Origin of the sequence: Pedobacter borealis DSM 19626 (assembly GCF_000708285.2) — a bacterium.
In the GTDB taxonomy this organism is placed as follows: domain Bacteria; phylum Bacteroidota; class Bacteroidia; order Sphingobacteriales; family Sphingobacteriaceae; genus Pedobacter; species Pedobacter borealis.
Map to the genome: position 1 here is coordinate 1 of NZ_JAUG01000120.1, position 12,370 is coordinate 12,370.

The following is a 12,370-nucleotide window of genomic DNA, read 5'->3' on the forward strand; positions in this document are numbered from 1 at the left end:
TGTGGCGTTTTAATCAAGTTTTCTGTTAAGACGGTCGTCACCCTGAATTTATTTCAGGGTCTTTCACGCTAAAAAGATGCTGAAATAAATTCAGCAGGACGATAAAGCGGGATTAGGCGTAAATAAGATATAATTTTCAGCAAATAATTATCGAACTCAGGTTAATAATACAAACAACCAAATTAACAATCGTTTATGAGCAGAATTTTTACACAGATCTTCTATGTGTTATTATTTGTGTACGCAGGTAATATGGCGGCACAGGCACAGAGTATTACGGTGAGCGGTACCGTAAAAGACAAGCAATCGAAAGAAGGCCTAGCTGGCGTGAGTTTAACCATCAAAGGCCACTCTGGCGGTACAGCCTCCACAAGCAACGGTAGTTTTACATTTACAACAACAGCTAAAGTTCCCTTTACGCTTGTGGCGTCTTACGTGGGCTATGGTACAGTAGAACAGCAGGTTACCGGGAATGCTACGGGAATTAACCTGGAACTGGAAACGGCAGTGGTTTTGGGAGGGGATGTGGTTGTTTCAGCATCGCGTACTCCTGAGCGTATTTTAGAATCACCGGTTTCTATCGAGCGGATGAGTGCTGCTTCTATCAGGGAAATTGCCGCACCGTCATTTTACGATGCCCTGAACAATATGAAGGGCGTAGAAAGCAGCATGCAGAGTTTAACTTTCAAGTCGATTAATACACGTGGATTTAACTCAAATGGTAATACCCGTTTTAATCAATATATCGATGGAATGGATAACCAGGCCCCTGGACTGAATTTCTCGGTAGGTAATATTGTGGGTATAACCGAACTGGATGTAGATAATGTAGAGCTTTTACCAGGTGCTTCATCTGCTCTTTACGGTGCGGGTGGTATCAACGGTACTTTGTTAATGACTTCTAAAGATCCTTTTAAATATCCTGGCGCAAGTTTTCAGTATAAAACAGGGGTAAACCATGTTAACGATGATAACAACAGTGTGCAGCCTTTCAATCAATTGGATGTGCGCATGGCAAAATCATGGAACAATAAGTTTGGCGTAAAAGCGGCATTTTCGTTCTTGCAGGCCAAAGACTGGTACGGAAATAATTATTCAAACTTCGATAGGGTAGCAAGAACTGCAAAATCTGGCGATAGAAACAGTGATCCAAATTACGACGGAATCAACGTTTACGGTGATGAGGTAAGCCAAAATATGCGTAATGTGGCGCTAAGTGTTCAAAATGCAACCATTGCCGGAATTAATACAGGGTCTGGTGGTTTAATACCAAACATTAAAACATTAATGGACGGGACTTTTGGTGCCGCCATTCCAAATGCAGCCCAGCAAGCGGGGTTTTTGGCGGGATTACCATCTGCATTGCGTGGTCCGGTACAAAATTATTTTCCTTTTTATGTTGGTTTGAAAGCAGGTTTAATCCCTGATCAAAATATTTCAAGAACTGGTTATAATGAAGAGAATCTGGTAGATTATAGTACCAAATCGTTAAAAGCATCTGGTGCATTATATTACAACATCAGCAATACAGTACAAATAGTTGGACAGGCCAATTGGGGAACAGGAACTTCGGTTTATACTGGTTCTGACCGTTATTCGCTCCGCAATTTTAATATCGGACAATATAAATTAGAATTAAAAGGTGAAGATTTCTTCCTTAAAGCCTATACTACGCAGGAACGTTCGGGTGATTCTTATATTTCTTCTATTTTGGGCAGTTATATTAATGAATTATCAAAACCATCAACAAGCTGGTTTCCACAATATATTGGTAATTATGTAGGTGCAAGAGCGGCAGGTCAAACTGATGTACAAGCACAGGCTTTTGCCAGAAGTGTTGCCGATCAGGGACGTTTCGCACCTGGTTCTCCGCAGTTTATACAGGCTAAGGATCAGATTATGAATACCACCATCAGTGCCTCAGATCCCAGTAAAGGCATTTATGGTTCAAAATTCGATGATAAATCTAACCTTTACCATTATGAGGGAATGTACAACTTTACCAACCTTTTCGATAAAGTGGTAGAGTTTCAGGTGGGTGCATCTTATCGTTTATATGATTTAAATTCAGCTGGAACAATTTTTAACGACTTGACAAGTTCCATCGATATTAAAGAATATGGTGCGTTTGCACAGATCGGTAAAAAACTTTTTAACGATAAGGTTAAATTTACTTTTGCAGGCCGTTATGATAAAAGCCAGAATTTTGCAGGCCGGTTTACACCAAGGGTAACCGGTGTGTTCACTGTTGCCAAAAATAACAACATCAGGGTTTCTTACCAAACAGGTTACCGTAACCCAACCACACAAAATCAATACATCAACCTTTCAGTAGGTGGAGGTTCTCAAAGATTGATCGGTGGTTTGCCAGAAATTATGTTCGACAACTACCATCTTGATACCAATAAGCCTTATACTGACGTAAGTTACCGCGCATTCCTAGCCTCGGCTGTTGCAACGGGTACGCCTAATCCGGCGTTGTTGCAACAATATACTTTTGATTCAAAAGGTGTCCGTCCAGAGAGTGTTCAATCTTATGAGTTAGGTTATAAAGGATTGCTTCTTCCAAATTTATTGGTTGATGCTTATGGTTATTACAACATCTATAAAGACTTTATCACCGCAGTAGATGTTTATCAGAATGTAGGTGGAAGTTTTGTGAAATTCGGTGTTCCGGTTAATGCCGAAGGTAAAGTAACTTCTTATGGTGCAGCTTTAGGTTTAGATTATTTAGTGGGTAAATATAACATCAGTGGTAACGTTTCTTATAACGAAATAGGCGATTTACCAGTTAATTACATTAACGATTTCAATACCCCAAAAATTCGTTACAACCTGGGTTTTGGCAATAAAGAAATTATTAAAAACTTTGGTTTTAATTTAGCCTACCGTTGGCAAGATCAATTCTACTGGAATTCTTCTTTTGCCTCAGGTCAGGTACCTGCATACAGTTCTTTAGATGCTCAGGTTAGTTTAAGGATTCCGTCAGTAAACTCGGTTGTTAAACTAGGTGGCTCAAATATACTGAACAAATACTATTTCACTTCCTATGGTAATCCTGAGGCAGGAGCAATCTACTATATTGGATTGACTTTTAACCCATAACAAAATATTGAGTTTTGAGCGGCCCTCTGTATCATGTATAGGGGGCTTTTTGTGCTGTTTAAACGGCAGGCTTATTGTTGCTGCTATCAATCGCCTCTGTTAAGTCTTCTTTAACGAACTCCCATATTTTTTCTTTTAAACATATTGGATCAAAGTCATTGTCTGCAGTAAGAAAGTTAGTGAAGTTTTTTCTGATCATTTCTTCATCGTGAGTCCATTCGAAACGTTTTTTATGAAGTTCAATCATATCACTTACACTATAATTATCTAGCAATTCATGTAAGTCCCAAAAATCTTTCTTTCTACCACCTCTTTGCACAATATCTATCTTCATTGCAATGATTTCAGGTACGGTTGCCATACGCACACCATCATGAACTACAAAATTTTCAAAAAATGGATCCATGCTGTAAAAGAGATCTAGTTTAACTATATTCTCTTTATTTGTACCAATAAGATAGGATTTCCCTAAACCCGCAAATTGACCAAAATCACCTTGAACGAAGGCAAACTTATTCCTGAGTAACTTCTCAATTCGATCAAAGTCTATTGATCCATATTTTGCATCTGTAAAAAGATCAATGTCGACCGATAAACGGTGACCGAGATAAAGACTAAGCGCTGTTCCACCAACCAGTCGAAACTTAGATAGCTCCTTTGCTTGCATAAGTTCAAGCAAGCAGCTTTTTAAAAGTTCGTTAACGGTATTCCAATACATAATTTGATTTTTAAATATCTCGAACAGTTCGGCCAATACTATTAATGGCTACTTTATTCACTAAATCTTGTCCGTAATATCTAATTAGTTCATTTTTTTCATCACTATTTCCCCGCTCCAATACCCTTTGGATAACAGATTTATATTGGCTTTTCCAGTTTATTTTATCAAAATCGGTATCCCAAAAAAGAATCTTTCTGAGAATTGATAAATCAGGTTTATCGGCTGCATTCCGTTTATTTTTTTCTTTCTGTATCTCATAGTAAGCCTGGAGTATCAGCATGGTGCCCTCTTCTAAACCTAAAATTTGATCTAGCTTAATGGAAAGTGAAGCTGTGACTCCTCTCTTACCTTTTGTAATATCATTTAAGGTTTGAGGATATTCGTTTAAAGAAAGCGCCAATGGGCCCTTTTTAAGCCTCCTTTTTTTAAGCTCACGTTCCAGTATAAGGCCGGGGTGGATGCCTTTAAACTTATCGATCAATTTTTCCATATCCAAAAATAAACAAAAATGTTTATGAATTTATGTTTATAAATAATTTATAGTATAGCTTTTTCTTAAATCAAGAATGATACTAAATCTTCATGCAAAATTGTGAAATAATATAGCTTAGTGTAAAAATCACACTATTGAAAACAATCTTTTCATAAAAAGCTACATCCCTTTTGTAAAATATTTGTATTATAGTACTTTCTTAAGCACATCCCGGTTTAAGAACCATGAATTTAAAATTTTGAAAAAATAAGGATGGAAGCGCAAAACGACAAACCTAAAGAGACAAGTGATCTGGTCGAAAAGGAGCAAGAAATACAGCATTTAAATAATCCAGTTGATATATCGGTAAAGCCAATTGTTAAACAATACCTCGGTGCTGTTAAAAAAGTAAAAAAGGAGGGTAACCGTTTTTATTTTTCTGACGGCGATGCAAGAGTAGAAGTTCGGGTGGTAAGCGACGATATTATCCGCGTTCGCCTGGCTCCTCATGGCGTTTTCTTAGAGGATTTTTCTTATGCCGTACCCGAAGTAGATCAAAAAGTGTCTGTTTTTAAAATGCAGGAACACGACGATCATTTCACGATCTCTACCCATGCGGTAACCTGTAAAATAGAAAAAGCAAACTTCCATATTTCTTTTTCTGATAATATTACCAATGTAGTAATGGTTGATGAAGCCAATTCTATGCACTGGGAAGAAAATGTAGATTTTGGTGGTTATTATATCTACGCAACAAAAAAATGCCACCCTGAAGAAAATTTCTTTGGTTTGGGTGATAAATCTGGTAATTTTAACCTGCGGGGGCGCCGTTTCGAAAACTGGAATACCGATGCTTACTCCTTCGGTTGGAACCAGGACCCACTTTATCGTACTATACCTTTTTATATCGGTTTGCACAATCAGGCCGCCTATGGTATCTTTTTCGATAATACCTTTAAATCGTATTTCGATTTCGGATCGGAGGATGTAAATAAAACCAGTTTCTGGGCCGATGGCGGAGAACTGCAATACTATTATATCCATGGCCCGCATATTATGGATGTTGTTAAACGTTATGCAACTTTAACCGGAACACACCCGATGCCACCAAAATGGACTTTGGGTTATCAGCAGTGCCGCTGGAGTTATTACCCTGAAACAAAAGTTAAAGAAATAGCCAAACAGTTCAGGGAACGTAAAATCCCTTGCGATGCCATTTATCTGGATATCGATTACATGGATGGCTACCGTTGTTTTACCTGGAACAAAAAATACTTTCCAGATCCGCGAAGAATGATCAAAGAGCTATCTGATGATGGTTTTAAAACGGTGGTGATGATCGATCCTGGAATTAAGGTGGATGACGATTACTGGGTATTTAAAGAAGGGAAAGAGAAAAGATTTTTCTGTCGCCGCAGCGACGATTATTATATGGAAGGGCATGTTTGGCCAGGGCGCTGTCAGTTTCCCGATTTTACCAATCCAAAAGTACGGAGCTGGTGGGGTAATTTATATAAAGAGCTGGTAGATATGGGCGTTGCAGGTTTCTGGAACGATATGAACGAACCAGCTGTATTTGGTTCAGGAACTTTCCCCAACGATGTCCGCCATAATTATGATGGCTACCGCGGCTCACACCGTAAGGCACACAATGTTTACGGCATGCAGATGGTGCGTTCTACCTACGAGGGGTTAAAAAAACTGATGCGCAATAAACGTCCGTTTACGATTACAAGGGCTGGTTATGCGGGCATGCAGCGTTATGCAAGTGTTTGGACCGGCGATAATATCGCAACCTGGGAGCATTTAAAGATCGGAAATATACAGTGCCAGCGTTTATCAGTTTCTGGTGTGCCTTTCTGTGGAACAGATATCGGCGGATTTAGTGGTGAGCCAGATGGAGAGTTGTTTACCCGATGGATCCAACTGGGTACATTTTCTCCTTTTATGCGTGCACACTCTGCCGGTGATACCGCTGAACGGGAACCTTGGAGCTTTGGCCAGTTTTTCGAAGATATCAACCGTAAGTTTATCGAATTAAGATATCGTTTAATGCCTTATCTATATTCGGTTTTCTGGGAGCATCATCGTTATGGCTTTCCTATTTTGAGGCCTTTAGTGATGCTTGAGCAAGAAAATATCAGCAACAGTTTCCGTCAGGATGAATTTTGCTATGGTGATAAACTATTGATATGCCCGGTTTTAGAACAGGGTGCAATATCTAGAAAAGTTTACCTCCCAAAAGGCACCTGGTATAATTTCTGGACCAACGAAATCCTGGATGGCGGTAACGAGTATACGGTTGATGCAAAGATAGATAGTATGCCAATGTTTGTAAGGGCAGGTACAGTTTTGCCAGAATATCCGGTAATGCAATATGTTGATGAAAAATCTATTACCGAAGTGGTATTGAATATTTATCATAGCGATTATGAGGTTAATTCGTACATGTACGAAGATCATGGCGATACTTTTGCTTACGAGCAGGATATTTATCTGGAAAAGAAATTCACTGTAAAAGGCGATACTCAGGCCATTAAAGTGAACCAGCGTAATGAAGGATTGTATACGCCTAATTATGAATTTTATGTTTGCAATGTTATCGGCGTAAAATTCCAGGTCAAAAAGATCATTATCGACAATAAAGAGGTAAAAGACTTTTATACCGATGATCAGAATATCCTGCATTTTAAATGCAATAAGAACTTCTTAGAAATACAGATCTTGGGTCTGTAAACATTGAGCCCCAAATCCTGTTTGGTATTTGGGGTTTCATCTAATCTAACCAAAATACCTATGCCAGCAGCAAAAAAAGTTCTTGTAAAAAAATCATCCCAAACAAAAACTGATAAACAGAAATCCGTTTGGATACACAGTTTATTTACCGATTACGATATCGATCTTTTTCTTGTAGGAAAGCATTTTAGGCTTTATGAGAAAATGGGCTCACACTTAATTACTGTTGATGGAACCGCTGGAACTTATTTTTCGGTTTGGGCTCCAAATGCCATCCGTGTAAGTGTAGTGGGTAATTTTAACGATTGGGACAACGCTTCACATCCGCTGAGCGTAAGGTGGGATAAATCGGGTATCTGGGAAGGTTTTATCCCTGGAATTGCAAAGGGCGAAGTTTATAAATATTTTGTTAAAGGTTTTGATGAATCTGAGCATTTAAAAGGCGATCCTTATGCCAGAAGATGGGAACATCCGCCACAAACAGCTTGTATTGTTTGGGATACCGATTATACCTGGAAAGATAAAGCCTGGCTTAAAAAAAGAGCAAAAATAAATGCTTTGGATCAACCCATCTCGGTATATGAGATACATCTAGGTTCTTGGGAGCGCGATCCGGATAATCCAGAACGTGTTTTGACCTGCAGGGAAGTTGCTGGGAGGCTAGTGCCTTATGTAAAGGAAATGGGTTTTACGCACGTAGAACTGATGCCTGTAATGGAGTTTCCATATTTTCCGAGCTGGGGTTATCAGATTACAGGTTATTTTGGTGCAAGTTCGCGTTATGGTTCTCCACAGGATTTAATGTATCTGATTGACGAGCTCCATAAAGCAGATATTGCAGTAATATTGGATTGGGTTCCTTCTCATTTTCCAGGCGATAGGCATGGTTTATATGAATTTGATGGAACACATCTGTACGAACACGCCGATATGCGAAAAGGCTTTCATCCAGACTGGAAATCATATATTTTCAATTATGACCGAAACGAAGTACGCTCTTTTTTGATTAGTAATGCCTTGTTTTGGATTGACCAATATCATGCAGATGGCCTAAGGGTAGATGCCGTAGCATCGATGTTATATTTCAATTTCTCCAGAGAAGATGGAGACGCCGCAACAAACGAATATGGTGGAAGTGAAAACTTTGGGGCCATACAGTTTTTGCAGGACCTGAATGTTGCCGTTTATGGAAATTTTGAGGGCGTACAGACCATTGCCGAAGAAAGTAGTACTTATCCTGGCGTAACCCATCCGGTACATGCTGGCGGATTAGGTTTCGGCATGAAATGGATGATGGGCTGGATGAACGATACCTTAAAGTATTTCAAAGTAGAAACCCTCGGCCGGAAACACCACCACCATCAGTTGAGCTTTAGCATGACTTATGCCTTTACCGAAAATTTTATGTTGCCTTTCTCTCATGATGAAGTCGTACACGGTAAGTCGCCAATGTTGTATAAAATGCCTGGAGATGACTGGCAGAAATTTGCAAATTTAAGGGCACTTTATGGTTATATGTTCACCCATCCGGGAGCAAAACTGCTGTTTATGGGGAATGAGTTTGGCGAAACCAACGAATGGAATTTTACGCAATCGCTAGATTGGCATTTGCTTCAATATGCGCCGCACAAGGGCATGCAGGAAACCGTTAAGGCTTTAAACTTTCTGTACCGCAAAGAACCGGCATTGTATCATTTCAGTTTTAGTTATGAAGGCTTTCAATGGCTCGATGCCGATAATGCAAACGAATCTGTCTTCACATTTATGCGCAAAGGTCCAAAAGCAAAAGATACTTTGGTTGTTGCAATAAACTTAACGCCAGTGGTGCGTGAAAATTATAAAATTGGTATTCCTTTTAAAGCCAAATGGACAGAAATTTTTAATACTGATGATATTGTTTACTATGGCGGCGGTATTAATAACAGAGGGGATATTGTTCCTGACCCGGAAAATTATAATGGACAGGAATATTCGATAATCGTCGATTTACCACCCTTGGCGGTAACGATTTTTAAGAGCAAGTAAAATATTATTGATTGCTATATTGCGCCAAAACCGCATATAAAAACATAGTTTTGGCGCGATATAGGTTTTTATATCACGCCAAAACTGCATATAAAAACATAGTTTTGGCGTAATATAGGTTTTTATATTACGCCAAAACTGAATTTTTGGTTACATTTGTTGCTGTAAGTTAAATGGTTATGGAACAGGTTGTAGGAAGAACTGAAGAAAAATTGCTGCTAAATAAGATTGAGAAATCTGGTGAAAGTGAGCTGATTGCTGTATATGGACGAAGACGGGTAGGGAAGACATATTTAATCAGAAACGGATTTAAGAAAGAAATTGCATTTGAATTTTCTGGGATACATCATGCCACGTTGAATCAGCAGTTGGAAAACTTTAGCTTGGCACTTGCCAAAGTAACAGGAGGCCTTGCTTTGGCCAAACCAGAAAGTTGGATAGCTGCCTTTGAGATGCTGATCCAATACCTTAGGCCCTTAATAAAAAAAGAAAGAACAGTCATTTTTATTGACGAATTTCCTTGGATTAATACGCCCCGCTCAGGATTTATGCCTGCATTTGAAAATTTTTGGAATAGTTGGGCTTCGAGGGAAAAAAAACTCATTGTTGTGATCTGCGGTTCGGCAGCTTCCTGGATGATTAATAAAGTGATCAATAATCGTGGTGGATTGCATAACCGTGTAACCAGAAGAATAAGGCTCCTCCCTTTTACCGTAGGTGAAACCGCAGCATATCTTAAATACAGAAAAATAAAACTGGATAAGTACCAGCTCCTGCAGGTATATATGGCTATGGGTGGGATACCACAATACCTTAAAGAAATTGAACCTGGTGAGAGTGTTGCCCAGATTATAGACAGGCTGTTTTTTACCAAAGACGGTTTACTTTTGGAAGAATTTAAGAATCTTTATTATTCATTGTTCGATAAAGCAGAAAATCATATTGATATTGTTCAGGCATTGGCAAAAAAAGGCAAAGGATTAACTCGTACCGAAATTATTAATGCCTGTAAGCTAAGCAGTGGCGGGTATGCTACGCAATTACTTGCAGAACTGGCGGAATCTGGTTTTATTACGCCCTATCTTCCCTTTGGAAAAAGCAGTAAAGATTCTTTGTACAAATTAACTGATGAGTACTCGATATTTTACCTCAAATTTATTGATGGTAATAAAGCAACCGGGGCTGGAACCTGGCTGAAATTTTATTCAGGTACATCATGGAAAAGCTGGGGTGGATATGCCTTTGAAAGTATTTGCATGAAACATATTTCACAGATTAAGAAAGCAATAGGGATAGATAATGTTTATACCGAAATATCTGTTTGGCGTTATTTGCCTAAAAATAAAGAAGAGCAAGGCGTGCAGATTGATCTGCTAATTGATCGAAATGATTCTTGTATCAATATATGTGAAGTTAAATTCTCTGCTGTGCCTTTTGAAATTACTAAATCTTATGAAAAGGAATTAGTCAACAAACTAAAGGTGTTTCAATATCAAGCAAGCACAAGAAAAGCATTGTTCTTGACTATGATTACAACTTATGGAGTCGCAAATAGTGAACGTTACCCGGGTTTGGTACAAAAAGAGATTACGATGGATATGCTGCTTGATAATTAGCCAATTTAATAAGAAAAGCCTCCCATCGCTGGAAGGCTTTCTTAAACCCTGGAGTGGAAGCTTCCAGAGAGGGTGCAAAGATACAATAACTCTTTTCTCTTGCAAGTATTATTTGCTAAAAAATCAGGGAAATCGCTTTTAAAACATGTGCAAAAATTGATTAGCCACGGAAACACAGAAATCACAGAGAAGAAGTAAATTTTTCCGTGTTTCCATGGCAAACATAATGCTTAGGTAGGCGTAGAAAGAGGAAGAATTATCAGAGAAAAGTTAAAAGCGATTTTCCTGGCTAAAAATATGGCAGTCTCTTTGTCGTCAATTATTCTTACTGATCGGAATTTCAAGTTCTTTTCATTGCCAGTAAAAATATCAGTTATTTTAATTGAAAAGACGCTTTTTTAAAGATTGTCAGTCTCTAAAGATTGTCAGTCTCTGTTATGCATGCTTATCGGGTTGTTTAATAAGACTAAACTCAGCATTTTTACCCGGATAAATCAGTTTGTGCTTCAAAATATTAACAAATCCTCGTTATAAAGGTGTTTAAATATCATAATTGTCTTAATAATCTACTTTATTTTTATATTCCGTTAAAAAACGCTATAATTAAGGGTCTTAAGTCTATCCCTATTTGTGTATGCTCGAATCCCGAAAGGTATTTTTAGTAAACGCTGTATTAAATTATTTCAGCAGTTTATGCCCTATAACCTCTGGATTTATCCAGGAAATAGAAAAAAATGTAGATACTCTTCTAATCAAGAAAAATAAATACATTTTATCGCCCATTGATAATAATGATTATGTTTTTTTCGTAGTATCAGGCTTGGTAAGAGGTTTTATTAAAGATGGTAATAAAGAGATTACCACTTGGATCAGTTTAGGGAACGAATTTATAGGAGCGATTCAGCATCCCGATGAAAACGTTCAGCCCTCAATTGAATATTTGCAGGCATTGGAAAATTCAGAACTGGTTGCCATTCCACACTTATTGATTGATAAGCTTTACGCCAGTTATCAGGAAACGAATGTTATTGGCAGAAAGATTTTAGCGCTCCAGTATCATGCCGCCTCAGAGCGGGCCATAATAGCTCGAATCCCTTCGGCAGAAAGGCGTTATGAAAAATTCTTGGAACTAAACTCTTTTGATATGTCTAGAGTGCCATTAAGGTGTATAGCCAGTTATTTGGGTATGCGCTTCGAAACACTTAGCCGCATACGCAGTAAGTTGGTAAGGGAGCTGGTGTAGTTAAATAAAAAAAAGTTTCACGGTTGATCATAACAGGTTAGGTCGATCTGTGCGAAGAATACTCATTTTAAACGCTATGTTTACATAACATTATACACTTTTTACATATTGATGTACAACCTTAAATTGCATATACTAAGCATCATATTTGTATTTAAATTTGGGTAAGTAAAAATTAAATCAACGGGACGATTTAGATTACATTCGTAAGCCTCTCTTTTTTAGGGAGGCTTATTTTGTTTCACAGGCTGCCAGTACTTATATATCCTGGTAGAGGCTATTGTGTGGACATATCTTTTTGAGGTGAATTTTTAGGCGTTTTGCTAGCTTCCTCAAATAACACCTTGTCTTAACCGAAGAACGCCGTCAATCCCAAGAGCCGGAGAAATAAAAAAACAGTTGTAGGAGAGAACAAATAGCATTGCCAAACCTAAAACGCAGTGGTTTTGTGT

7 protein-coding genes are annotated in these 12,370 nt (G+C 38.3%); 5 read left to right on the forward strand and 2 right to left on the reverse strand.

Going from position 1 to position 12,370, the window contains the following annotated elements:
- Positions 1 to 195: 195 nt before the first annotated feature.
- Positions 196 to 3,105 (forward strand): TonB-dependent receptor, encoded by a 2,910-nt coding sequence (locus tag AW17_RS21590; protein ID WP_029280017.1) that lies wholly within the window; start codon positions 196 to 198, stop codon positions 3,103 to 3,105.
- Between the two features lie 58 nt (positions 3,106 to 3,163).
- On the opposite strand, the gene AW17_RS21595 is transcribed toward AW17_RS21590, so the two are convergent.
- The gene (locus AW17_RS21595; RefSeq protein ID WP_036670628.1) at positions 3,164 to 3,823 is read right to left on the reverse strand and encodes a nucleotidyl transferase AbiEii/AbiGii toxin family protein; all 660 of its coding nucleotides are present in this window, start codon (positions 3,821 to 3,823) and stop codon (positions 3,164 to 3,166) included.
- A 10-nt stretch (positions 3,824 to 3,833) separates the two neighbouring features.
- Positions 3,834 to 4,316 (reverse strand): helix-turn-helix transcriptional regulator, encoded by a 483-nt coding sequence (locus tag AW17_RS21600; protein WP_029280020.1) that lies wholly within the window; start codon positions 4,314 to 4,316, stop codon positions 3,834 to 3,836.
- A gap of 255 nt (positions 4,317 to 4,571) precedes the next feature.
- Between AW17_RS21600 and AW17_RS21605 the strand changes: the two genes are divergently transcribed.
- From AW17_RS21605 to AW17_RS21620, 4 genes are all read left to right on the forward strand, one after another.
- The gene (locus AW17_RS21605; protein ID WP_029280022.1) at positions 4,572 to 7,034 is read left to right on the forward strand and encodes a glycoside hydrolase family 31 protein; all 2,463 of its coding nucleotides are present in this window, start codon (positions 4,572 to 4,574) and stop codon (positions 7,032 to 7,034) included.
- A 60-nt stretch (positions 7,035 to 7,094) separates the two neighbouring features.
- On the forward strand, positions 7,095 to 9,059 hold the full coding sequence (gene glgB, locus AW17_RS21610; RefSeq protein ID WP_029280024.1) for a 1,4-alpha-glucan branching protein GlgB: 1,965 nt from the start codon (positions 7,095 to 7,097) through the stop codon (positions 9,057 to 9,059).
- Between the two features lie 179 nt (positions 9,060 to 9,238).
- Positions 9,239 to 10,675 carry an AAA family ATPase gene (locus AW17_RS21615; protein ID WP_036670633.1) on the forward strand — a complete coding sequence of 479 codons (1,437 nt, stop codon included), beginning with the start codon at positions 9,239 to 9,241 and terminating at the stop codon, positions 10,673 to 10,675.
- Positions 10,676 to 11,309: 634 nt separating this feature from the next.
- Positions 11,310 to 11,918 carry a Crp/Fnr family transcriptional regulator gene (locus AW17_RS21620; RefSeq protein WP_029280028.1) on the forward strand — a complete coding sequence of 203 codons (609 nt, stop codon included), beginning with the start codon at positions 11,310 to 11,312 and terminating at the stop codon, positions 11,916 to 11,918.
- The last annotated feature ends 452 nt before the right edge of the window (positions 11,919 to 12,370 follow it).

Excerpts from the sequence above, each read along its gene's own strand:
- AW17_RS21590 (WP_029280017.1), top strand. The coding sequence starts at position 196 with ATGAGCAGAATTTTTACACAGATCTTCTATGTGTTATTATTTGTGTAC.
- AW17_RS21595 (WP_036670628.1), bottom strand. The coding sequence starts at position 3,823 with ATGTATTGGAATACCGTTAACGAACTTTTAAAAAGCTGCTTGCTTGAA.
- AW17_RS21600 (WP_029280020.1), bottom strand. The coding sequence starts at position 4,316 with ATGGAAAAATTGATCGATAAGTTTAAAGGCATCCACCCCGGCCTTATA.
- AW17_RS21605 (WP_029280022.1), top strand. The coding sequence starts at position 4,572 with ATGGAAGCGCAAAACGACAAACCTAAAGAGACAAGTGATCTGGTCGAA.
- glgB (WP_029280024.1), top strand. The coding sequence starts at position 7,095 with ATGCCAGCAGCAAAAAAAGTTCTTGTAAAAAAATCATCCCAAACAAAA.
- AW17_RS21615 (WP_036670633.1), top strand. The coding sequence starts at position 9,239 with ATGGAACAGGTTGTAGGAAGAACTGAAGAAAAATTGCTGCTAAATAAG.
- AW17_RS21620 (WP_029280028.1), top strand. The coding sequence starts at position 11,310 with ATGCTCGAATCCCGAAAGGTATTTTTAGTAAACGCTGTATTAAATTAT.